The organism is Flavobacterium sp. 20NA77.7 (assembly GCF_031326205.1).
Lineage (GTDB): Bacteria > Bacteroidota > Bacteroidia > Flavobacteriales > Flavobacteriaceae > Flavobacterium > Flavobacterium nakdongensis.
The window spans coordinates 386,486-409,344 of the sequence record NZ_CP133721.1 but is presented as its reverse complement, the minus strand read 5'-3'; the positions used below and the strand labels follow the sequence as shown (position 1 = coordinate 409,344).

Genomic DNA, 22,859 nt, shown 5'->3' with positions numbered 1-22,859 from the left:
GTTATTTTATTTTTACAAAAAATTATACATTGAGGTTATTTACATTATTTACCATCTTATTTTTCTGTACTACGAGTTGGAGTCAGAACGATTCCATTATAAAAGGAAAAATTATCGTTGAAACCAACGATACAGATGGAATTACTATTGTAAATTTATCAAACAAAAGTAACACTATTTCATCAAATGGAGGTTATTTTTCTATAAAAGCAAAAATAAAAGATACGCTAATGTTTAGTGCCATACACTTAGAAGCTAAAAAGCATATCGTAAGCGCAAAGGATTTTAAAAACGACTTACTTTTTATTAAACTAGCCATTCATACCAAGCATATTAAAGAAATTATGATTACTAATTCAGATATTTCTGCAGAATCCTTAGGATTAGTTCCTAAGGGTCAAAAAAAATACACCCCCGCAGAACGACGTTTAAAAACCGCTGGCGATGTAGGAAATATTTTCAATCAAGGATTAGCGGTGGGTGTTGATCCATTAATAAATTGGATTACAGGACGAACAGCACAGTTGAAAAAAGAATTAGAAATAGAACGAAAAGAGTTTTTACAAACCAAAATAAATACTACTTTTGAAAAAGACTATTTAATTGGAATATTAAAAATCCCCGCAGAATATACAGATGGTTTTATTTTTTACATCGTGGAAGATCAAGAACTCGTTGAAGCCGTAAAAATAAAAAATAAAACAAAAGTGGCTTTTAGACTCAGTGAATTAGCAACTGAATATTTAAAATTAAAAGAACCTGAAATCAAAACGGGGGAAGAAATCAAAACGGCTAATGAGCCCAAAAAAAATGAATAAATTAAAATTACTTATTGCAACTTGTACGCTAGTATTGATTTGTGGATTTTCAGTACACAAATTTTATGTAGGGGTTTTTCAAGTAGATTATTTTAAAGAAAAAAAAAGTGTTCAAATTACAGCGCGGTTATTTATTGATGACTTAGAAAAAGCACTACAAAAAAAACATAACAAACATTTTTATATTACTACCAAAGATGAAATTGCAAATACTAACAAGTATATTGAGGAGTATATCAAGGAACGATTTTTGGTTAAACTCAACAACAAAAATCAAACGCTGACTTTATTAACTAAAGAACAAGAAGACAATATAGTTATATGTTACATAAAGATATCTTTTTCAGAAAAGTTAAAATCTTTTGAACTCACCAATACAATTTTAACAGATATTTTTAGCGAACAACAAAATTTAGTACATTTGAACAATAATGGTAACAAAAAAACACTTTTGTTTACTAATACTAACAACTATCAAAAGATAAACTTTTAATTATGAAAAAATCTATCGCATTAGTTTTCATGCTTTTAACTCTTATTGCTGGAGCACAAGAAACTAAAAAAGAAGAAGTTAAAAGAGAAGCTGGACATTATGACAAAAATAAGTTTAGTCAAATGTATAGCGAGATGGCGACTCCAAATATGTACAGAAGTGCTTCTGGAGCCCCAGGACCTGCTTATTATCAACAAAAAGCCGACTACAAAATCAATCTTGAATTAGATGATAAATTAGCGCGTCTTTATGGCTCAGAAACCATTACGTATTATAATAATGCACCTGATGCATTAGACTATTTATGGGTGCAACTGGATCAAAACATAGAAAAACCTGATTCACAAACCCCACTGATTGATAATCAGTCTATTTTTCCAAATACAAGTTCAGCAAGTTTTGCATCAAAATACATGGAAAAGCCATTTGAAGGTGGTTTTAATATTGACTATGTAAAAGATGCTAAAGGCAATGATATGAAGCACATTATCAATCAAACCATGATGCGTATTGATTTACCTAAAGCACTTAAAAAAGGTGAAAAAATTACTTTTTTCATTAAATGGTGGTACAACATTGTTAATTATCAAGGTTCTGCAAATAATGGCAGATCCGGATTTGAACAATTTCCTGATGGTAACCGTTTGTATGTAATGGCTCAATTTTATCCAAGAATGTGTGTGTATAGCGACGTAGAAGGTTGGCAAAACATGCAGTTTTGGGGAAGAAGCGAATTTGCTTTAACATTTGGTGATTATGAAGTAAACATTACGGTTCCTGCAGACCATATTATGGAAGGAACAGGGGTATTACAAAACAGAACTGAAGTTTTCACCGCTGAACAAGTAAAAAGATGGGAATTAGCTGAAAACACTTATGACAAACCCGTAGTAATCGTTACACAGCAAGAAGCGGAAGCTAGCGAAAAAGGATTTGCAACTGCAAAAAAAACATGGAAATTTAAAGCTGAAAACGTACGTGATTTTGGTTTTTCAACTTCAAGAAAATTCATTTTAGATGCAATGGCTGTTAAAATTGGTAATAACAAACCAATGGCAATTTCTATCTATCCAAAAGAAGCTAATCCACTATGGGGAGACTTATCTACTAAAGCGGTAGCGCATACCTTAAAAACCTATTCTAAATATACTTTTGATTATCCTTATCCAAAAGCGGTTTCTGTTTCTGCAGAAGACCAAGGCATGGAATACCCAATGATTTGCTGGAATTTTGGTCGTCCAGATGAAAATGGAAAAGTGAGTGATCGTGTTAAATATGGCATGTTAGGTGTAATTATTCATGAAGTAGGACACAACTTCTTCCCTATGATTGTTAATTCAGACGAAAGACAATGGACATGGATGGACGAAGGGTTAAATACATTCTTAGAATATTTAACCGAAGTGGAATTTGACCCTAATTTCCCAACAGATAGAGGTCCTGCTAAAAAAATCGTTCCTTATATGAAAGGAAATCAACAGTATTTAGAACCAATTATGAGTCATGGTGATGTAGTTTATAATTTTGGAGCTAATGCGTATGGTAAACCCGCAACTGGATTAAATATTCTTCGTGAAACGATTATGGGACACGAACTTTTTGACCATGCCTTTAAAACCTATGCGAATAGATGGAAATTTAAACACCCAACTCCAGAAGATTTCTTTAGAACTATGGAAGACGCTTCAGCAGTAGATTTGGATTGGTTTTGGAAAGGATGGTTTTATTCAACTGATTTTGTAGATATTGGGGTAAAAAATGTAACTCAATATTTTGTATCTGAAGGAAATGCAAAAGAAACATCTCAATCGGTAAACAGAAGAGGTAGAAGAACAGGCGACAATGGTCCAATAATTTACTTATACCCTGAAAACGCAACTGAATTAAAAGCTGAAAGAAAAAAAGCATTTGATAGCAATGAAATACAACCTTTAGCAGAATTTTTAAACAAAAAATACAATGCTGAAGAAAGAGCTGCCTTAAAAAATCCTAAATTCTTTTACGAAGTAGAATTTGAAAAACCAGGAGGAATGATTATGCCAATTATTACAGAATTACAATTTGAAGATGGCACTTCTGAAATTCAAAAATTTCCAGCACAAATTTGGCGAAGAAATAACGATACGGTAAAAAGAATTTTTGCTACAGAAAAGAAAGTACTTAAAATTGTAGTAGATCCAAAACTTGAAACAGCAGACATTGATACTTCAAACAATGCTTGGCCAAAACAAGATACCACTTCTAAGTTTGACCAAATGGAAAAAAAATAAATCTTTTTAAAAAGCGAAATTGAAAATTCAATTTCGCTTTTTTTATAAAAAAATTACCAGCTTCTAACTTCTAACTTCTAACTTTTACTAACTTTGTACTTCTAAAACCGAAAATTATGTTTGGAATAGGTGGTGGAGAATTACTTTTAATTCTTGTCGTAATATTAATGCTTTTTGGATCAGATAAAATCCCAGAAATTGCACGTACATTAGGAAAAGGTATGGCACAATTAAAACATGCCACAAATGAAATAAAACACGAAATTCAAAAAGGAGCTGAGGAAAATGGTTTAGATATAAAAACTATGACAGGAGGAATTCAAGAAGAGATTGCACAAGCAAAAGAGAGCATGAACAACACCTTAAATCCAGTTGAACTTCAAAACCCAGTTACTGAAATAAAAGAAGAATTCGAAAATCTTAGTGGCCCTATTAAGCGACAAATGTAACTCATGGATAAAATTATTGCTTTAGACAAACAGCTTTTTATTTTTCTAAACAATCTTGGAAGCTCAGCATACGATGATTTCTGGTTATTAGTAACCAAACAACTACATTGGACTCCTTTTTTTTTAGTTCTCGCCGTTATACTTTATAAAAAAATTGGATTAAAAGCTTTTTTAGTAGCGTTAGTAACAATTGCAGTTATGCTAACTGTTACAAATGAATTTACGGAATTAATCAAAAATTTTGTGCAACGTCTTCGACCATGTAATGATATAGAAATTAAACATTTGATCCGAATTGTTAAAAGCAGCGACACCTTTAGTTATTTTTCGGGTCATGCCTCAAATTCTATGGCGTCTATGACCTTCCTATTTTTGTTATTAAGAAAGCATTATCAATACGTCTATTTAATTTTCTGCTTTCCGTTAGTATTTGCCTATAGCAGAATATACCTTGGACTCCATTTCCCATTAGACATTATTTCAGGTTATGCCGTTGGGCTGCTATCTGGATATCTATTTTACCAATTCTATTTGAAATTAAATAGAAAAATTGTTACTTCACCCGAGTAACAGTTAAACCATCTCTGATAGGCAGTAAAACGGTTTCAACTCTATCATCTTCATTTAGTAGTTTATTATACGTAGTTAATATTTTTGTGCTTTTATCATTCGGCTTTAATTCTTCCAAAACTTTTCCACTCCACAACACATTATCAGACAAGATAATACCTCCTGATGGCATCATTGGTACCACTAAATTAAAATAATGAATGTAATTCTCTTTATCTGCATCAATAAATACTAAATCAAATTGCTTATTCAATTTTGGTATTATATCAATTGCATTACCTAAATGTTGAATTATCTGCGTTTTATAAATTGAAGCATCAAAATATTTTTTCTGAAAATCAACCAATTCTTCATTGACATCAATGGTGTCAAGTGTACCTCCGGGTTGTAAACCTTCCGCTAAACACAAGGTTGCATAGCCTGTATAGGTTCCAATTTCTAATATAGCCTGAGGCCTAATTAGCTTTGACAACATACTCAACACTCTCCCTTGAAAATGCCCACTCAACATTCTAGGTTGCAATATTTTTTGATGCGTTTCTTTGTTTAATTTGACCAATAATTCAGGTTCAACTTGTGAATGTTGTGCCACGTAATTTTCTAACTCTTCCGATATAAAATGCATGTTAAATCAAATTTTGACAAAAATACAAATTACAGCTCATCTATTTTCTAAATTCTGAATTCTAATTTCTAAATTCATTACTTTTGCAACATGCAAACAGAGAAAAAAGATATCCGTGCCTTGACAAAAGAGCAATTAAGAGATTTTTTTGTTGCCAATGGTGACAAAGCTTTCCGTGGAAACCAAATCTACGAATGGCTTTGGCATAAAAAAGCACATTCTTTTGAAAGCATGACAAATATCTCTAAAGAAACACGTGTTATGCTTGAAACGAACTTTGTAATTAATCATATCAAAGTGGATACGATGCAAAGAAGTGAAGACGGTACCGTGAAAAATGCAGTAAGACTTCACGATGATTTAGTGGTAGAATCTGTTTTAATTCCAACAAATACAAGAACCACAGCCTGCGTATCTAGTCAAGTAGGATGTAGTTTAGATTGTAATTTCTGTGCAACAGCTCGATTAAAAAGAATGCGCAATTTAAACCCAGATGAAATATACGATCAAGTAGTTGCTATTGACAATGAAAGTCGATTATATTACGATCGCCCCTTGTCAAATATTGTTTTTATGGGCATGGGCGAACCATTGATGAATTACAACAACGTAATGGCAGCCATTGAAAAAATAACCTCAACAGACGGATTGGGTATGTCTCCAAAAAGAATAACGGTTTCTACTTCTGGCGTATCAAAAATGATAAAAAAAATGGCAGATGACGAAGTAAAATTTAAACTCGCTGTTTCGCTTCATTCAGCTATCGAAGAAACAAGAAACGAAATTATGCCCTTTACAAAAAGTTTCCCTTTACCTGAATTAAAAGAAGCATTAGAATATTGGTACAAAAAAACCAAAAGTAAAATAACGTATGAATATGTAATTTGGAAAGGTATTAATGATGATAAAGCTTCGATAGATGCATTAGTCAAATTTTGTAAATATGTGCCTTGCAAAGTAAATCTGATAGAATACAACCCAATTGATGATGGCTTATTTCAACAAGCTAGTGAACAAGCTACTCAAAACTATATAGCTGCACTTGAAAAAAACAGCATTATTGTAAAAGTACGAAAAAGCAGAGGGAAAGACATTGATGCAGCTTGCGGTCAATTAGCTAATAAATCCTAATAAAAAAGGAGTGCAAATGCACTCCTTTTTTATATTTTATACTAAAATTTTCATTTTAGTTTCCAATAATAATAGTATACGAATTACCATTAACTGTAAACACAGCTGTATTGTCACAATCACCATTCCCGTAATCTAACGTTGCTGTTACATTATTTTTTACAAAAGTAATTACCCCTAACACCAATAATGGTTTATTTACGGCTAAACAACTCATTCTAGCTCTTAATGGAGTTGTAATAGTAGCTGTTTGCACAGAACCATTAGGATGTGTTGTATTCCAGTTACCTGTGATTTTATATATATTATCTGCAAAAACCTGTGGTGTATCAAACCCTTCAATCATTTCTCTAGTTCTTGATCCTACACGAGTATAAACATCACCATTTGGCATCGTAATCGTCATATCTAACAACATCGTTACAATTGGATGTGGAGCCGTGGTGGCTGTTGCCGCAGTCATGGTACGAGTAAATGTTTTTGTACCAACAAACTTAATGTTGTTATGATAAAAATTATCAAACGTATACGTCACGGTATGTGACACTGCAGTTGGTTGAAAAACAAAACTAATAATAATTTTTCCTTTTACTATATTACCATTGTTCAATTGACAACCTGTTGTGCCAAAATCAATCGTTTTTGTAACTTGTGTTCCTGGTGTAATTGCTGTTCCAAAAGCGGGTACTCTTGTAATTGTAGCACAATTTGAAAATACAGAATTATCATTGTTTACACCTCTATAAGCAATAGTACTACCATCTATATTGTCAAATAATTGATCGACAATGTTTGATACATCATCACTAGCTATGTCAATTTTGGCACTTACCAACGCATCGTCAGAAGTTAATGAATCTGTAGAAGTTACATTGTCTTTCTCACATCCAAAAAAGGCTACCAAAACAAAAATTGGCGCTAAAAATTTTGCTATTTTTTTCATAATTAAAAATTTAGTTTTCAGAGTATTAGATTCAAATATAAGAAAAAGGTTTAATGTAGAAAAAATATTTTTCTAATCCTTGAATGTGTAGTATATTTGACCTAATGAAAATCACAGAAAAAATAAAGGAACCTATAGCTTTTGAGATGGAACTTTTTGAAAAAAAATTCCATTTAGCCATGTCCTCAAAAGTAGCTTTACTTAATCGAATTACACATTATATTGTAAATAGAAAAGGGAAGCAAATGCGTCCTATGTTTGTGTTTTTAACTGCAAAAATGGTTTCTGGCGGCACTGTTAACGACAGAACGTACAGAGGAGCTTCTGTGATTGAGTTAATTCATACTGCAACATTAGTTCATGATGATGTAGTGGATGATAGCAACAAAAGAAGAGGATTTTTTTCTATTAACGCCCTTTGGAAAAATAAAATTGCAGTTTTAGTTGGTGATTATTTATTATCAAAAGGATTATTACTTTCAATTGATAATAATGATTTTGATTTATTAAAAATAATTTCTGTAGCGGTACGAGAAATGAGTGAAGGTGAATTACTACAAATAGAAAAAGCCCGAAGACTCGATATTACTGAAGCCATTTATTACGAAATTATTCGTCAAAAAACGGCTACCTTAATTGCCGCTTGTTGTTCACTAGGCGCTTGTGCTGTTGCTCCAGAAGACAAAATAGTAATAGAAAAAATGCGAAAATTTGGCGAACTCATCGGTATGGCATTTCAAATTAAAGACGATTTATTTGATTACACTGATGATGCTATTGGCAAACCTACAGGTATAGATATTAAAGAACAAAAAATGACCTTACCTTTAATATACACCTTAAACAATTGTAGCTCAAAAGAAAAATCATGGCTCATTAATTCCATAAAAAACCACAATAAAGATAAAAAAAGGGTAAAAGAAGTTATTGATTTTGTAAAACAACATGGCGGACTACACTATGCAGAACAAAAGATGATACAATTTCAACAAGAAGCACTAAAACTCATAGAAGATTTCCCCGAAAGTATTTATAAAGAAAGTCTTGTTTTGATGGTGAATTATGTCATTGAAAGAAAAATATAGTACATAGCAATGTCACTACTCAATGACAATAAAAAAACAAAACCCATACAACCTTTTTTTGTTTCTTCCGTCTATATAATAAAGCGTAAAATTTTTAAATGAAAGTAATTGCTTTACATTATGAAGAAGCACAACTGATTTCACTTGCGATAGCTAATAATCGGCAAGCACAACATCAATTGTACACAAAATATGCTTCAAAAATGTTAAGCGTTTGCAGGCAATATATCAAAGATGTTCATCATGCCGAAGATGTTATGCTTACCGCGTTTATGAAAGTATTTACAAATTTGAAAAAATTTGAACATAAAGGCAGTTTTGAAGGCTGGATTAAACGAATTATGATTAATGAGTGTATTGATTTTTTGAGAAGTAAAAAAAATACATTTAGTCATATAGAACTAGAAGATTGGAAAACAACAGAAGAAGAAGAATATGATGGAGAAGTATTTTCAACAGAAATAATACAAGAGCTGATAGATAATTTACCCACCGGGTATAAAATGGTTTTTAATCTCTATGTAATAGAAGGTTTAAAACATCAAGAAATAGCTAAAATGCTTCAAATTGCCGAAGGCACATCAAAATCACAATTAGCACATGCTAGAAAAATGCTTCAAGAAGCACTGAAAAATTATAAAAACGTACAAAATGGCACTAAATAATTTTGAAAAACAGCTAAAAAAATCAATTCAAAACAGAACCATAACTCCGTCTGAATCTTCGTGGGATAGATTAGATGCTATGTTAGCTGTTAGAGAAAATAATAAAACAACTAAAAAGAATTATTGGCTACCTATTGCGGCTTCTTTACTTCTTTTTAGTTCAATAGGGTATTTTTTTTACAACCAAAACACAAATGAAAAGCCGTTTCAGCAACAAAGCAAAACTTCTATTGTTCAAAAAAATGAACAAAACCTTACCCGAAAAAATGGAATTGAGAGCAAAATAAATACATCGACTACCAAATTAGCAACGAGTACTTTTAGAACAAATGAGGCAATAAATAGTTCTTCAACTAGTAGCCAAAATAAGACTGAAATTAAAAATAATTTACCTCAACTGGTAAACAATAACCTAGAACAAACCAACGAAATTAGTTCGATCTCAACAACAGAACAAAAAAGCTATAGCTACATTACCCCAGAACGTTTATTAGCTGAAGTTGAAGGTAGAAAAGCAATGTCAACAACAACAAAAACATTCAAACCTGCTGTAAAAGTGAATGCTAACGAACTGCTTTCTAGTGTAGAAAATGAATTAAATCAAACGTTTAAAGAAAAAGCATTGCAAAAATTTAAAGAAGCAAAATCTGCGTTTGCTAATAGAAATTACGAATAAAATTAACCTAAATTGACACAAAATGAACAAAATTATTCTTTACATCAGTATTGCAATTATTTCAGTAGCTGGAAAATTAGTTGCTCAAGAAAAGACGAAAACATTTGAAACACGTGCCAAAGAAATTGCACAAAACATTACAACTATTAAAACAGAGGAAAAAAGAGCTTTGAAAGAAGAAGTTGAGGCTATTGACAAGCAAATAGAAGAAGGTAAAATTACAAAAGAAAAAGGAGCGGAAATAAAAGCTAAAATAGCTACAGAACGTGCTTCAAATATTGAAACTAAAGTAGCCGCGGAAGAAGCTAAACTAAGAGAATTAGTTAATGAACATGTAGAAGAAGTAGTAGGTGACTCTTTAAAAGGGAAATATTCTATTTCAATTCCAGGAGGCTATAAAAATGGAAAAAAATACGCTAATACAAGTGAAAAGCGTACAACTGGTCAAACAGTATTTGCTTTTGGAGCAAACAATGTTTTATCGGACGGAAACTTAGCACATTCTGATTTTTATTTTTTACGTTCAAATTTTTACGAATGGGGCTATACATGGAATACCCGTTTATCTAACCAAAGCAATTTGGCTCATTTTAAATATGGTTTTTCAGTAATGTATAATGAATTAAACCCAACGCAAAACAGAATTTTTGCCACAAATGGTCAAACAACTGGATTAGTAGCATTTAATGGCGATTTAAAAATGAGTAAACTAAGAAATGTAAACTTAGTTTTTCCTATGCATTTTGAAATTGATTTTTCTAAAACAAATACTGTTAATGACAAAAAAATATTTCGTTCGCACAAAGGACTTCGTTTAGGAATAGGAGGATTTGCTGGATTCAACTTGAAAACAAAACAAAAAATATGTTATGAAATTGACGGAAATGAAGTAACTGAAAAAACAAAAGGCGATTTTAATGTTAATGATTTTGTATATGGCGTAAGTAGTTATATTGGCTACAAACAAACTTCGCTGTATGTAAAATATGATTTAAATCCTGTTTTTACGGATAATGCAATCAAACAAAATAATATTTCAATGGGCATTCGTTTTGATTGGAATTAAACCTGAGTTAGCTTATAGCACATTAAAAAGTATTTCAGCAATGGGATACTTTTTTTGTTTTCCTACAAGGTTTTTAAAAGCTTGTAGGTATAATATTCAAAAACTTTGTAACTTGCCACTCCTAAACAGTTAATTTGATATCTAAAGAAACCATAGAAAAAGTATTTGACCTTGCTCGTGTAGAGGAAGTAATTGGCGATTTTGTTCAATTAAAACGCGCCGGCTCTAATTTAAAAGGGCTAAGTCCGTTTGTAAATGAAAAATCACCTTCATTTATGGTTTCACCAGTGAAGCAAATTTGGAAAGACTTTTCCTCAGGCAAAGGTGGAAATGCAGTCACCTTTTTAATGGAACACGAGCATTATACCTATCCTGAAGCCATTCGATATTTAGCCACTAAATATAATATCGAGATAGAAGAAACAGTAGAAACAGATGAAGATAAAGAAAAAGCAAACGAAAAAGAAAGCATGTATTTGGTTTCTGAATTTGCACGAGATTATTTTCATAAAACCTTGCTTAAAACAGATGAAGGACAAGCTATTGGGCTTTCTTACTTTAAAGAACGAGGCTTTACAACGGCAACTATTGAAAAATTTCAATTAGGGTATTCGCCTGACTCTTGGGATGCCTTAACTAAAGAAGCACTTGGCAAAGGCTATCAACTAGAATTTTTAGAAAAAACAGGTCTGACTATCGTAAAAGCTGAAGAAGAAAAAAGTTTTGACCGTTTTAAAGGCAGAGTAATGTTTCCTATACAAAGCATGAGTGGCAGAGTGCTTGGGTTTGGGGGACGTATATTGACAAATGATAAAAAAGCAGCCAAATACCTTAATTCCCCTGAAAGCGAAATTTACCATAAAAGTAAAGTTTTATATGGTATTTATCATGCTAAACAAGCCATTGCAAAACTAGACAATTGCTATTTAGTAGAAGGTTATACCGATGTGATTCAGTTTAATCAAAGTGGCATTGAAAACGTAGTGGCTTCTTCAGGAACTGCCTTAACAGCAGATCAAATAAGACTTGTAAGTAGACTGACCTCTAACATGACGGTTTTATTTGATGGAGATGCAGCTGGATTACGAGCTTCGTTAAGAGGTATTGACCTCATACTAGAAGCTGGTATGAACGTTAAGGTGTGTACATTTCCTGATGGCGAAGACCCTGATAGTTTTGCAAAATCACATTCTTTTGAAGAATTAAAAGCCTATCTTCAAGATAATGCAAAAGATTTTATTCAATTTAAAGCCTCTTTATTAATTAAAGAAGCCAATAACGACCCTATTAAAAAAGCGGAAATGATTAGGGATATGGTCAATAGTATCTCTAAAATTGCTGATAGAATAAAGCGTGAAATATACATTCAGGAATGTTCAAGAATAATGGATATTTCAGAAGAAGTACTTTACAATACACTTGCTCAAATTGGCAAAAAAGAACTAGCCGAAGCTTCTAAAAAGTTTACCGAAGAGAAAAAAGCGTTTGAAGTCTTAAAAAACAATGACGAATTAGTTCCTTCAAAAATTGACATTCAATATGAATTAGAACAAAAAATAATAGAAATTCTGTTATTATATGGCAATCAGGTAGTTGACTTTGAAGAATCTTTCATGCTAGAAAATGACAAGGGTGAATTGGAAGAAATAAAAGAAATAAATACACGTAAGGTTTCCGAAAAAATTTATTTGGCTTTGCAAGTTGACGAAGTAGAATTAACAAATCCTATTTTCAAAAACATTTATGATGATTTAATTCAGTATCATAATCAAAACGAACTTTTTGAAATAGACAAATATTTATCACAAGTACAAGCAGAAATTGCAGAGAAAATTACCGATATATTAATGCTTGAAGAACGTGATGCTTTACACAAATGGGAGACCAAGCAAATTGTTGTAAAACCAAAAGAGGAAAATATCGCTCAATATGTTAATGAAACTTTATTAACCTTACGATGGTTTTTAGTACATAAAATAATTGAGGACACTAAAAAATCAGTGTCCTCAAATAGTGCTGAAGATAATTCTGAATTATTAACGAATATTAAGGATTATCTAGGTCTTACCAAATTGATTGCAAAAAACCTAGGTCGCGTTTTAGCACGATTTTAATCGTTTTATATAATAGCTAAATCTTTAGCTTTTTTCAATAAATCAACCAAGTTAGTTACATTTAATTTTTGCAACAATCTTAATTTATACGTACTTATTGTTTTTTCATCTAGATTTAAGATTTTTGCTACCTCTTTATTTTTCTTTCCGTCATTAAAATATTTAAGCACTTCAATTTCTCGAGAAGATAATTTCTTAAATAACCTATCCTCTTTTTTAGTTTTTTTGATGAAAGCAATAGCTGCTTTCACTTCTTCACTGTAAACAGAAGTTCCTCCTGCTACTTTCAAAATAGCTTTTTCTAATTCTGGAAGCTCAATGTTTTTAGACACATATCCTTTTACACCAAATTTAATTGCTGGTGGTGCATAAAGAGATTCTGCTACATTGGTGAAAATTATAAATTTCACGTTCGCATATTCGTTCACTAAGCTCCTTAATGTTATAATACTATTTAAACCATTAAGCTCTACATCCAAAAGAACAATATCAATTTTTCCTTTTGAAAGCGATTTTTTTAAGTCGCTATAGTTTTTAACATGAGCATTGATGCTTACTTCTGTGTTTGGGACAAAATAAGACTTAATTCCTTGATGAACCACCGGGGAATTGTCTGCTATACAAATAGAAATCATTTTTTACTAATTAAATTATTGTAAAAGTGGGAAATACAGCTACAAATTTAATAAAAAAATAATTAAAAAGACAACATTAAATTTCTTTCATCGATTTAGGCACTAAACAAACAGGAATGGGTTGCATTTTGTGTTGATTATTCACATTCAATCTTTTAAAAATTTCAAACACCTTTAATTCTCTTTCAGTAAATTGAGAACTGGTTACATTATTCTCTAAGGCTTGCATAGCCCATTCTAATTCATCATATGTTGCACCTAGTTGATCTTCGTCGCTTCGGTCATCTCCAAACAACCCATCTGTAGGTTTGGCATCTAATATACTTTTAGGAACGTCTAAATAAGCAGCCAGTTGCCTAACTTCACTTTTAAGCAAATCAGCAATCGGACTTATATCTACTCCCCCATCTCCATATTTTGTAAAAAAGCCTACACCAAAATCTTCCACTTTATTGCCCGTACCTGCTACTAAACAGCCTTCTATTCCTGCTATATAATACAAAGTAGTCATGCGCAATCTAGCTCTTGTATTTGCAAAAGTTAAGTGTAATAAAGGCTCGTTAGCCGTATGTGGTACTTCTGTTTTAAAAGACTCAAAAATGGGTGTTACATCTACCCTTGTATTCTTTACATTCGGAAATCTTTTTTTTAATTGATCAATGTGTTCATTTGCTCTATTTACATGACTTTCCACCTGATGAATAGGCATTTCCACGCACCATGTAGTCAACCCCGTTTGTGCGCATAATGTAGAAGTTAATGCACTATCAATTCCTCCAGAAATACCTACTACAAAGCCATTAACTTTTGCGTTAGTAGCATAATTTTTTAACCAGGTAACAATATAAGTGTTTATTTGTTGAAGTTGTGTAACAGTAAAAGTTTTTGGCATTTTATACACTATTATTTAGACATTTAAGTTATATATTTGTAGCGGAATTTTTTGATAAAATTACTAAAAATATAAAGATGAAAAAATTTATTCTTTGCTTGTTAAGTTTAATAGTGCTTGTTGGTTGTAAAAAAGACGACGCCAAAGAAGAAGCTGTTTCTATAAAAAAAACAGTAAATTTAGACATAGAACGATTTGACAACATGTATGCCCATGCCACGACTGAATCATTACATACATTAAAAAAAGAATATCCTTTTTTGTTTCCAAGTCAATTTCCAGACACCACATGGACCAATAAATTAAAAGACAAGTATTTTATAGCTTTAAACAATGAAGTTGAAAAAAAATTCGCAAATACTTCCGCACTAGAAGATCAAATTGAAATGCTTGTAAGTCGTGTTAAATATTATTTTCCAGAAGAAAAAACACCTCGGGTAATTACACTTGTAAATGAAGTAATTTTAGATAAAAAAGCATTATACACAAACGATTTCATATTCATTTCGCTAGACACTTATTTAGGAAAATCTCATGAATTTTATGACGTTTTTGCTGCCTACCAAAAACAAAACTTGGAATCTAATCAAATATTACCTGATTTAGTAACAAATTTTGCTTTTAGAAAAATACTTCCCTCACAAGATAAAACCTTGATAAGCGAAATGATTTATTTTGGTAAGTTGCATTATTTAAAAGATCTTTTAATTCCGGAATCTAAAGATTATGAAAAGATAGGTTATACACCTCAGCAATACAAATGGTGTGAAGAAAATGAGGCTCAGATGTGGAGTTATCTTATCGAAAAAAAATTATTGTATGACAACAATATTAAGAATTACCAACGCTTTATAGAAGAGGCTCCTTTTACTAAATTTTATGAAGAAATCGATCGGGAATCGCCAGGACGAATTGGACAATGGATAGGCTGGCAAATTGTAAGGAGTTATATGGAAAACAATAATGTTACGATAGATCAATTGTTAAAAACAGAACCTATTGAAATTTTCAATAATTCAAAATACAAACCAAAAAAATAACACCTAATAACTATCAATAGTTCCTAAAAACTAAATACATATAGAAAATGAGCAAATCATCCGAAATTAAAATAAATATAAACTTAGACGAAAATCATATTCCCGAAACACTAACTTGGACAGCCCTTGACGGCGGAGTAGAACAAGAGGAAGCTAAAACAATATTACTATCTATTTGGGATGCTAAAGCCAAAGAAACGCTTCGTATCGATTTATGGACAAAAGACATGCCTGTGGATGAAATGAAACTTTTTTTTCATCAAACATTAGTAGCCATGACAGATACCTTTCAACGCGCAACAGGAGATGATAAAATGACGGCAACAATGAATGATTTTTGTGATTACTTTGCCGAAAAATTAGAATTAAAAAACCAAAGCAACTAAAAGTTTCATTCCTATAAATAGCTTCTAGCAATAGCACTTTAATTTATTAAACTAAACACCAACTATTATACCAGTAATAGTTGGCGCTTATGCAAACATCCTACCTTTAAATAAACAATTTTAACGAATTCTTCCGCCGTTATATTTTTACTTGTCTCCAGTTTTTTTGCAAATTTAAAACCAATAAATAAATTACAACTTATCGCGCTAAACTTTCTCTAACAAATTATAAATAAAAGTTAATATTTCTTTTTTAATAGTATTACTATTATATTTGCATAAAAATATATTAAAAAATGGACAGTCTATTAAATTCGATACATATAAAAGTAAATGAGAAAACCTTTGTAAAAGACCCAGAGTCTTCATCTCTTGGGAAAAAAATTATCCAGGAAAGCATAATCTTAATTAATGATATAGGGTTTGAAGAATATACATTTAAAAAATTGGGAGAACGTATTGGTTCAAATGAAAGTTCTATTTACAGATACTTTGAGAACAAACACAAGTTATTAGTCTATTTATCATCATGGTATTGGAGTTGGATAGAATACCGTCTTGTTTTTTCAACCCAAAATATGGAAAATAAAATAGAAAAATTAAAAAAGGCTATTGAAATTGTTACTGAAAAAATTGAAGACGACACTAATACTGATCATATTAATGAAGCGTTGCTTAATAAAATAATCATTGAAGAATTTACAAAAACATTGCACACAAAAGCTATTGGTAAAGAAAACAAAGAAGGATATTTTTTAATATACAAGAGAATAATAAATAGAATTTGTGAGATGGTTAAAGATATTAACCCTGATTATCCTTATGCAAAAAGCTTAATTTCAACGGTTATAGAAGGTGCTCTTCATCAACATTTTTTAAAAGAACATCTAAAATCAATTACAAATTGCAATGAACAAATAAGTCCAACATTATTTTACACAGATTTAATACTAAATAGTCTAAAACAATAACTATATGAAACCACTTGAACGACTTTACAATATTTTGAAATTAGACAGAAAAGATATTATTCAAATATTTTTTTATGCTATATTTTCTGGTTTAGTAAGCTTATCATTACCATTAGGAATTCAAGCTATTATTAACTTTTTACAAGCTGGAAGAGTTAGTGCTTCTTGGATTTTATTAGTGATTTTGGTTGTAATAGGAGTAGCATTTGTAGGTGTTTTATCATTAATGCAATTGCGTATTACAGAAAATTTACAGCAAAAAATTTTCATTCGTTCTTCATTTGAATTCGCTTTTAGAATTCCTAAAATTAAATTTGAAGCATTTTACAATCAATACCCCCCAGAACTTGCCAATAGATTTTTTGATACCTTAACATTACAAAAAGGTATTTCAAAATTATTAATTGATTTTACAGCTGCTTTATTGCAAATTATTTTTGGTTTACTTTTACTTTCATTATACCATTCATTTTTTATATTATTTGGAATTTTACTTGTTTTTTTACTATATATAATTTTCAAATTTTCTTATCAAAAAGGATTAGACACAAGTCTTAACGAATCAAAATATAAATACAAAGTAGCGGCTTGGCTTCAAGAATTAGCAAAAAACAGTACATCATTTAAAAAAGAAACGCACTTCCAATTTGGATTAACTAAAAATGATAGATTAGTAGATGCGTATTTAAAACATCGTGAAAGTCACTTTGCAGTATTAAAAAGACAATTCTCACACTTAATTATATTTAAAACAATTATAACAGCTTGTTTGTTATTAATTGGTGGTTTTTTAGTACTTCACCAACAAATGAATATTGGCCAATTTGTAGCTGCAGAAATTATTATTCTTTTGGTAATTAATTCGGTAGAAAAAATTATTTTAGGATTAGAAACTTTTTATGACGTATTAACTTCTATTGAAAAAATTGGACACGTAACAGAATTACCGATTGAACGAGAAAGCGACAAAACGAACGAAGAGGTTTATAATGCTATCTCTTTACACGCAGACGGAGTTTCTTTCAGCTATCCGAATGCTACTGATGCCGTTTTAGAAAACATAAACATAGTAATTAATCAAGGTGAAAAAATATTAATTTCAGGAGACAATGGCTCTGGCAAAACAACTTTAATGAGATTACTCGCAGGACATATTTCGCCTACTTCTGGAAATTTATATATCAATGATGATACATTTAATAAAATAAACCTAAATCAATACCGAACCTACATAGCTAGCATAACACAAAACGAAACGCTTTTTGAAGGAACAATTTATGAAAATATTACATTTGGAAGAGAAGTAAATCAAAATGAACTTAAAGAAGTTTTACAAAATTTACATTTAATACCGTTGATAAAAACACTCCCCGATGGCTTAAATACAATGATAACTTCTGACGGAAGAAGATTGTCTTCTTCAAATGCACAAAAAATCATAGTTGCACGATGTATATTAAGTAACCCTAAAATTTTATTTTTAGAAAACCCAACAGACAAAATGGATGAAGCAACAGCTATTCAAGTCATTGATTATCTAACAAATTCTAAAAACAATTGGACTTTAATAGTTTCATCAAAAAATAAACAATGGCAATCTAAATTAGATAGAGAGCTCATCATGAAAAATGGAGTATTAATTCAAGACCTCAAACACAACTAATTATGCTAAATCTATCTCAATACAATAAACCTGAAACAGAAAAACTGAATCAATTTAAAACTATTCAGGATTTAAAAAATAGACCGCATTATAAAATATTAAATAAAATACTGATTGGTTTTTTAGTATTTGGTATTCTTATTTTATTTCTACCATGGACTCAAAATATTTCTGGCCAAGGTGCTGTTACTACTTTAAAACCTAATCAACGGCCTCAAACTATTCAATCATTAATTTCGGGACGAATTGAAAAATGGTACATCCAAGAAGGCGACTTTGTAAAAAAAGGTGATACCATAGTGTTTATTTCTGAAATTAAAGAAGATTATTTAGACCCTAATTTAGTGGAAAACACTAAAGCACAAATGGAAGCAAAAAAACGTTCAGTTACTTCTTATGATGGAAAAATCAATTCGCTATCTAATCAAATTGGGGCTATAGAGAATGAACGAAAGTTAAAATTTCAACAAGCCAAAAATAAAGTTCAACAAGCTTTGCTCAAAATCAAAAGCGACAGTATGGATTTAGAAGCAGTTAAAACGCAAGTAAAAATAGCAAAAACGCAATATAATCGTGCAGTACAACTAAATAAAGACGGACTAAAACCATTAACAGATGTTGAAGAAAAGCGTTTAAAACTTCAAGAAGTTGATGCTAAAATAATTACGCAAGAAAATAAATTTTTAGCTAGTAAAAATGAATTAATCAATGCAAAAGTTGAATTAAACAGAATTAACGCAGAATATTATGAGAAAAAATCAAAAGCGGAAAGTGATCAATTTACAGCAATGAGCAATCAATATGATACTGAAGCACAAGTGAACAAGTTAAAAAATCAATATGCCAATTATAAAATTAGAAATGGTATGTATTACATAACTGCACCACAAAATGGATATGTAAATAGAGCTATTCAATCTGGAATTGGAGAAAACATTAAAGAAGGGACCGCTATTGTAAGTATTATGCCTTCTAAATATGATATTGCAGTAGAAACTTTTATTGCACCTATGGATTTTCCACTCATCAAAAAAGGCGAAAAAGTGCGTGTTTGGTTTGATGGATGGCCTACAATAGTATTTTCAGGATGGCCAGGCATGTCGTATGGGACATTTGGAGGAAAAATTGTAGCAATAGAAAATTACATAAGTGAAAATGGAAAATATAGAGTATTAATTGCACCCGACCCTGAAGATAAGAAATGGCCAGAACAATTAAGTATAGGCTCTGGTGCACAAACGTTAGCTTTACTTAACAATGTGCCAATTTGGTATGAAATATGGCGAACGCTTAATGGTTTCCCGCCTAATTATTATCAATCTAAAAGTGAAAAAAATGCAACTAAAGATAAAAAATAATATAACTATTCTACTTGTTTTACTAAGTATTTGTATGTTCAATTATTCGTTTGGACAAAATACAGTATTTACCTATGACGAATATTTAGGATTTGTAAAAAAGTTCCATCCTTTAGTAAAAATTGCCAATTTAGAAATCAGTCAAGCGCAGGCAAATTTACTTCAAGCTAGAGGTGCTTTTGATCCAAAAATTGAGGCTGATTTTAATTCAAAAAATTTCAAAGGAAATTCCTATTATTCTATTTTTAATGGTACTTTTAAAATTCCAACTTGGTATGGTATAGAATTAAAAGCAGCATTTGAAAACAATGAAGGCCTTTACTTAAATCCCGAACAGAGCTTGCCAAATTCTGGTTTAACATCAGTTGGAATAACTATTCCCGTACTACAAGGTTTAGTAATTAACCAACGAATGGCTGATTTGAGAAAAGCAAAATCTCAAATAAAATTAAGTCAAGCCGAACAAAAAATGCAAGCCATTGAAGTGCTATACGAAGCGTCATTAGCCTATTTTAATTGGAAAAAAAATTATGACGAAGTTAAATTATATGAAGCCTATTTAAAAAATGCAGAAATTCGTCTAAACGGTGTTCAAAAATTAATTGAACAAGGTGATAAACCGGCAATAGATAGTGTAGAAGCAGGAATTACACTAAAAAACAGGCAACTAAATCTTGAAGAATCACGGTTTAAATTACTAAAATCAAAATTAGAATTGGCAAATTTCCTTTGGACAACAGATAATTTACCTTTAGAATTAGATGACCAACTTGTTCCTGATGTAAGTTTACAAGAATCAATTAGTGCTAGTTTAAAAACAAATGGCTTACAGCTTTCAAATTTTTCATTAGATAATCATCCTAAAATTAATGCACTTGAAACAAAAATAGAGCTACTTAGTATAGATAAAAAATTAAAAGCAAACATGCTATTGCCTAAATTAGATGTAGGATATTCCTATATTTCTGAACCAACTTATTTTTCTAATTATAGATTTCAAGATAATAAAATTGGAATAAACGCCTATTTTCCTATTTTTTTAAGAAAAGAAAGAGGGGCGCTAAAACTAGCCAAACAAAAAATACAAGCACAAGAATTCGAATTATCACTAGCTAAAATTCAACTTACAAACAAAGTAAAAGCACAACAAAATGAAATAAATACGGTTGCAAAACAAAAAAATATCATATCAGAACTTGTAGCTGCTAATACTGCCCTACTTAATGCAGAAGAAAAGTTGTTTAATGCGGGCGAAAGCTCATTATTTTTAATTAATACGAGAGAAAATAACTTAGTAAGTGCGCAGTTAAATAAAATTTCTATAGAAAACAGATTTTTACAATCACACGTAGAATTATTCAAAACTCTAGCAAATCCAGATTAATTTTTTACTTTTGTTGACACAATTTCAACAAAGATGATTATACTAAAAACCGCTGAAGAAATAGAATTACTGCGCGAAAGTGCCTTAATTGTTTCTAAAACATTAGGTCTGCTTGCCAAAGAAATAAAACCTGGTGTTACTTCTTTATATCTAGATAAATTAGCCGAAACTTTTATACGAGATCATGGCGCTGAACCTGCATTTTTAGGCATGTATGGATTTCCAAACACACTTTGTATGAGCCCAAACACTCAAGTGGTTCATGGTATTCCAAATGATATTCCTTTACAAGAAGGCGATATTATCTCTGTTGATTGTGGCGCATTAAAAAACGGATTCTATGGAGATCACGCCTATACTTTTGAAGTAGGGGAAGTTGCTCCAGAAACAAAAAAATTACTTCAAATAACTAAAGAATCACTCTATATTGGCATTAAAGAAACAAAAGTGGGTAATCGTGTTGAAGATATTGGTTATGCCATTCAAAACTATTGTGAAAGTCATGGCTATGGTGTAGTAAGAGAATTATGTGGTCATGGTTTAGGAAGAAAAATGCACGAAGATCCAGAAGTGCCTAATTATGGCAAACGAGGACGAGGCAAAAAACTCGTAAACGGCATGGTAATAGCTATTGAACCGATGATTAATATGGGCACTAGAAATATCAAACAACACAAAGACGGATGGACCATTACAACCGCAGATAATAAACCAAGTGCACATTTTGAACATGATGTAGCCATTGTGAATGGCAAACCTGAATTGCTCTCCACCTTTGCCTACATCTATGAAGCGTTAGGAATTACAAGCAATGAAGAGGAGGGATTAAGAGAAAAACCATTTGTTTTAGCATGAAAAAAATATTCAAATTTATTTTAAACACTATTCCTCGTCCACTTTTGATTCGAGTAAGTATTATAGTACGTCCAATTATAGCTTTTTTGTTAAAAGGAAATCGATTTACCGATCCAATTGATGGTAAGAGCTTTCGCATGTTTTTACCTTATGGTTATGGTACACAGCGAAATAACGTATTGTCACCTAGTACCCTTTCGCTAGAAAGACATCGCTTATTATGGTTATATTTAAAAAATGAAACTAATTTTTTCAATTCTACTAAAAAAATAAAAGTATTGCACTTTGCTCCCGAACAAGAGTTTTACAAACGATTCAAGAAACAAGCAAATTTAGATTACACAACTACCGATTTGTTTTCTCCCTTAGCAGATGTAAAAGCAGATATTTGTAATTTACCTTTTGAAGATAATCAATATGATATTATTTTCTGTAACCATGTATTAGAACACATTCCAGACGATACGAAAGCTATGCAAGAATTATATCGTGTTTTAAAACCAGGTGGAACAGGTATTTTTCAAATACCTCAAGATTTATCAAGAGAGACCACTTTTGCCGACGATAGCATTACCGATCCAAAAGAGCGGGCTAAAATTTTTGGTCAATATGATCACGTGCGTATTTATGGTAGAGATTACTTTGATAAATTGAGAAGCATTGGTTTTAAAGTAGATGAAGTGGATTATACAAAGGTCTTAGCTCCAGAATTAGTAGAACGTTATTGTTTAGCAAAGGGAGAAATTCTTCCAATTGTAACAAAATAAATT

General features: G+C 31.1%; 23 protein-coding genes. 19 read left to right on the top strand and 4 right to left on the bottom strand.

Features of this window, described 5'->3' with window-relative positions; translation table 11 throughout:
• The first annotated feature begins 29 nt into the window (after positions 1–29).
• The 5 genes from RF683_RS01830 to RF683_RS01810 all read left to right on the top strand — a co-directional run bounded on the left by RF683_RS01830 (position 30) and on the right by RF683_RS01810 (position 4,600).
• A complete protein-coding gene (locus RF683_RS01830) occupies positions 30–818 on the top strand; it encodes a hypothetical protein (RefSeq protein ID WP_309532526.1) in 789 nt (262 codons plus the stop codon).
• Complete coding sequence (locus RF683_RS01825) at positions 811–1,311, top strand: DUF6702 family protein (protein ID WP_309532525.1); 501 nt, start codon at positions 811–813, stop codon at positions 1,309–1,311. The genes RF683_RS01830 and RF683_RS01825 overlap by 8 nt, the downstream gene beginning before the upstream one ends.
• A 2-nt stretch (positions 1,312–1,313) precedes the next feature.
• Complete coding sequence (locus tag RF683_RS01820; protein ID WP_309532524.1) at positions 1,314–3,581, top strand: M1 family metallopeptidase; 2,268 nt, start codon at positions 1,314–1,316, stop codon at positions 3,579–3,581.
• A 116-nt stretch (positions 3,582–3,697) separates the two neighbouring features.
• Positions 3,698–4,030, top strand: a complete 333-nt coding sequence (gene tatA / locus RF683_RS01815) for a twin-arginine translocase TatA/TatE family subunit (RefSeq protein ID WP_309532523.1) — start codon at positions 3,698–3,700, stop codon at positions 4,028–4,030.
• A 3-nt stretch (positions 4,031–4,033) separates the two neighbouring features.
• A complete protein-coding gene (locus RF683_RS01810) occupies positions 4,034–4,600 on the top strand; it encodes a phosphatase PAP2 family protein (protein ID WP_309532522.1) in 567 nt (188 codons plus the stop codon).
• Here the strand turns inward: RF683_RS01810 and RF683_RS01805 are convergent.
• Positions 4,584–5,225 carry an O-methyltransferase gene (locus tag RF683_RS01805; RefSeq protein WP_309532521.1) on the bottom strand — a complete coding sequence of 214 codons (642 nt, stop codon included), beginning with the start codon at positions 5,223–5,225 and terminating at the stop codon, positions 4,584–4,586. The genes RF683_RS01810 and RF683_RS01805 overlap by 17 nt on opposite strands.
• Before the next feature lie 90 nt (positions 5,226–5,315).
• Here RF683_RS01805 and rlmN point away from each other — a divergent pair, with 90 nt between their 5' ends.
• The gene (rlmN, locus tag RF683_RS01800; RefSeq protein ID WP_309532520.1) at positions 5,316–6,356 is read left to right on the top strand and encodes a dual-specificity RNA methyltransferase RlmN; all 1,041 of its coding nucleotides are present in this window, start codon (positions 5,316–5,318) and stop codon (positions 6,354–6,356) included.
• Between the two features lie 55 nt (positions 6,357–6,411).
• Here rlmN and RF683_RS01795 read toward each other — a convergent pair whose 3' ends face one another.
• Positions 6,412–7,299 (bottom strand): hypothetical protein, encoded by an 888-nt coding sequence (locus RF683_RS01795; RefSeq protein ID WP_309532519.1) that lies wholly within the window; start codon positions 7,297–7,299, stop codon positions 6,412–6,414.
• Between the two features lie 104 nt (positions 7,300–7,403).
• Here RF683_RS01795 and RF683_RS01790 point away from each other — a divergent pair, with 104 nt between their 5' ends.
• The 5 genes from RF683_RS01790 (at position 7,404) to dnaG (ending at position 12,905) form a co-directional block, all read left to right on the top strand.
• The gene (locus tag RF683_RS01790; protein WP_309532518.1) at positions 7,404–8,384 is read left to right on the top strand and encodes a polyprenyl synthetase family protein; all 981 of its coding nucleotides are present in this window, start codon (positions 7,404–7,406) and stop codon (positions 8,382–8,384) included.
• A 98-nt stretch (positions 8,385–8,482) separates the two neighbouring features.
• Positions 8,483–9,049, top strand: coding sequence for an RNA polymerase sigma factor (locus RF683_RS01785; protein WP_309532517.1), 567 nt, complete (start codon positions 8,483–8,485; stop codon positions 9,047–9,049).
• Positions 9,036–9,725, top strand: coding sequence for a hypothetical protein (locus tag RF683_RS01780; RefSeq protein WP_309532516.1), 690 nt, complete (start codon positions 9,036–9,038; stop codon positions 9,723–9,725). Before RF683_RS01785 ends, RF683_RS01780 begins: the two co-directional genes overlap by 14 nt.
• Before the next feature lie 22 nt (positions 9,726–9,747).
• Positions 9,748–10,791 (top strand): cell envelope integrity TolA family protein, encoded by a 1,044-nt coding sequence (locus tag RF683_RS01775; protein WP_309532515.1) that lies wholly within the window; start codon positions 9,748–9,750, stop codon positions 10,789–10,791.
• A gap of 134 nt (positions 10,792–10,925) precedes the next feature.
• Complete coding sequence (dnaG, locus tag RF683_RS01770) at positions 10,926–12,905, top strand: DNA primase (protein WP_309532514.1); 1,980 nt, start codon at positions 10,926–10,928, stop codon at positions 12,903–12,905.
• 5 nt (positions 12,906–12,910) lie between these two features.
• Here the strand turns inward: dnaG and RF683_RS01765 are convergent, their stop codons facing one another.
• Both RF683_RS01765 and nadE read right to left on the bottom strand, forming a co-directional pair.
• Positions 12,911–13,540, bottom strand: a complete 630-nt coding sequence (locus RF683_RS01765) for a response regulator transcription factor (RefSeq protein WP_309532513.1) — start codon at positions 13,538–13,540, stop codon at positions 12,911–12,913.
• A 76-nt stretch (positions 13,541–13,616) separates the two neighbouring features.
• A complete protein-coding gene (gene nadE / locus RF683_RS01760) occupies positions 13,617–14,432 on the bottom strand; it encodes an NAD(+) synthase (RefSeq protein WP_309532512.1) in 816 nt (271 codons plus the stop codon).
• 77 nt (positions 14,433–14,509) lie between these two features.
• Between nadE and gldB the strand changes: the two genes are divergently transcribed.
• From gldB to RF683_RS01720, 8 genes are all read left to right on the top strand, one after another.
• Positions 14,510–15,472, top strand: a complete 963-nt coding sequence (gene gldB, locus RF683_RS01755) for a gliding motility lipoprotein GldB (protein ID WP_309532511.1) — start codon at positions 14,510–14,512, stop codon at positions 15,470–15,472.
• 47 nt (positions 15,473–15,519) lie between these two features.
• The gene (gldC, locus tag RF683_RS01750) at positions 15,520–15,858 is read left to right on the top strand and encodes a gliding motility protein GldC (protein ID WP_309532510.1); all 339 of its coding nucleotides are present in this window, start codon (positions 15,520–15,522) and stop codon (positions 15,856–15,858) included.
• A gap of 296 nt (positions 15,859–16,154) precedes the next feature.
• Positions 16,155–16,829 carry a TetR/AcrR family transcriptional regulator gene (locus RF683_RS01745; protein WP_309532509.1) on the top strand — a complete coding sequence of 225 codons (675 nt, stop codon included), beginning with the start codon at positions 16,155–16,157 and terminating at the stop codon, positions 16,827–16,829.
• A 4-nt stretch (positions 16,830–16,833) separates the two neighbouring features.
• Complete coding sequence (locus RF683_RS01740) at positions 16,834–18,492, top strand: peptidase domain-containing ABC transporter (protein WP_309532508.1); 1,659 nt, start codon at positions 16,834–16,836, stop codon at positions 18,490–18,492.
• A 2-nt stretch (positions 18,493–18,494) separates the two neighbouring features.
• Positions 18,495–19,850: an HlyD family secretion protein gene (locus RF683_RS01735; RefSeq protein ID WP_309532507.1), complete on the top strand. Its 1,356-nt coding sequence runs from the start codon at positions 18,495–18,497 to the stop codon at positions 19,848–19,850.
• Positions 19,828–21,234, top strand: coding sequence for a TolC family protein (locus tag RF683_RS01730; RefSeq protein WP_309532506.1), 1,407 nt, complete (start codon positions 19,828–19,830; stop codon positions 21,232–21,234). Before RF683_RS01735 ends, RF683_RS01730 begins: the two co-directional genes overlap by 23 nt.
• A gap of 33 nt (positions 21,235–21,267) precedes the next feature.
• Entirely contained in the window at positions 21,268–22,089 is an 822-nt protein-coding gene (map, locus tag RF683_RS01725) for a type I methionyl aminopeptidase (RefSeq protein WP_309532505.1), read from the top strand.
• On the top strand, positions 22,086–22,856 hold the full coding sequence (locus tag RF683_RS01720; protein WP_309532504.1) for a class I SAM-dependent methyltransferase: 771 nt from the start codon (positions 22,086–22,088) through the stop codon (positions 22,854–22,856). Before map ends, RF683_RS01720 begins: the two co-directional genes overlap by 4 nt.
• Positions 22,857–22,859 lie beyond the last annotated feature (3 nt).

Coding starts and splice junctions, on each gene's coding strand:
- RF683_RS01825 (WP_309532525.1), top strand. CDS start 811: ATGAATAAATTAAAATTACTTATTGCAACTTGTACGCTAGTATTGATT.
- RF683_RS01820 (WP_309532524.1), top strand. CDS start 1,314: ATGAAAAAATCTATCGCATTAGTTTTCATGCTTTTAACTCTTATTGCT.
- tatA (WP_309532523.1), top strand. CDS start 3,698: ATGTTTGGAATAGGTGGTGGAGAATTACTTTTAATTCTTGTCGTAATA.
- RF683_RS01810 (WP_309532522.1), top strand. CDS start 4,034: ATGGATAAAATTATTGCTTTAGACAAACAGCTTTTTATTTTTCTAAAC.
- RF683_RS01805 (WP_309532521.1), bottom strand. CDS start 5,225: ATGCATTTTATATCGGAAGAGTTAGAAAATTACGTGGCACAACATTCA.
- rlmN (WP_309532520.1), top strand. CDS start 5,316: ATGCAAACAGAGAAAAAAGATATCCGTGCCTTGACAAAAGAGCAATTA.
- RF683_RS01795 (WP_309532519.1), bottom strand. CDS start 7,299: ATGAAAAAAATAGCAAAATTTTTAGCGCCAATTTTTGTTTTGGTAGCC.
- RF683_RS01790 (WP_309532518.1), top strand. CDS start 7,404: ATGAAAATCACAGAAAAAATAAAGGAACCTATAGCTTTTGAGATGGAA.
- RF683_RS01785 (WP_309532517.1), top strand. CDS start 8,483: ATGAAAGTAATTGCTTTACATTATGAAGAAGCACAACTGATTTCACTT.
- RF683_RS01780 (WP_309532516.1), top strand. CDS start 9,036: ATGGCACTAAATAATTTTGAAAAACAGCTAAAAAAATCAATTCAAAAC.
- RF683_RS01775 (WP_309532515.1), top strand. CDS start 9,748: ATGAACAAAATTATTCTTTACATCAGTATTGCAATTATTTCAGTAGCT.
- RF683_RS01765 (WP_309532513.1), bottom strand. CDS start 13,540: ATGATTTCTATTTGTATAGCAGACAATTCCCCGGTGGTTCATCAAGGA.
- nadE (WP_309532512.1), bottom strand. CDS start 14,432: ATGCCAAAAACTTTTACTGTTACACAACTTCAACAAATAAACACTTAT.
- gldB (WP_309532511.1), top strand. CDS start 14,510: ATGAAAAAATTTATTCTTTGCTTGTTAAGTTTAATAGTGCTTGTTGGT.
- gldC (WP_309532510.1), top strand. CDS start 15,520: ATGAGCAAATCATCCGAAATTAAAATAAATATAAACTTAGACGAAAAT.
- RF683_RS01745 (WP_309532509.1), top strand. CDS start 16,155: ATGGACAGTCTATTAAATTCGATACATATAAAAGTAAATGAGAAAACC.
- RF683_RS01740 (WP_309532508.1), top strand. CDS start 16,834: ATGAAACCACTTGAACGACTTTACAATATTTTGAAATTAGACAGAAAA.
- RF683_RS01735 (WP_309532507.1), top strand. CDS start 18,495: ATGCTAAATCTATCTCAATACAATAAACCTGAAACAGAAAAACTGAAT.
- RF683_RS01730 (WP_309532506.1), top strand. CDS start 19,828: ATGCAACTAAAGATAAAAAATAATATAACTATTCTACTTGTTTTACTA.
- map (WP_309532505.1), top strand. CDS start 21,268: ATGATTATACTAAAAACCGCTGAAGAAATAGAATTACTGCGCGAAAGT.
- RF683_RS01720 (WP_309532504.1), top strand. CDS start 22,086: ATGAAAAAAATATTCAAATTTATTTTAAACACTATTCCTCGTCCACTT.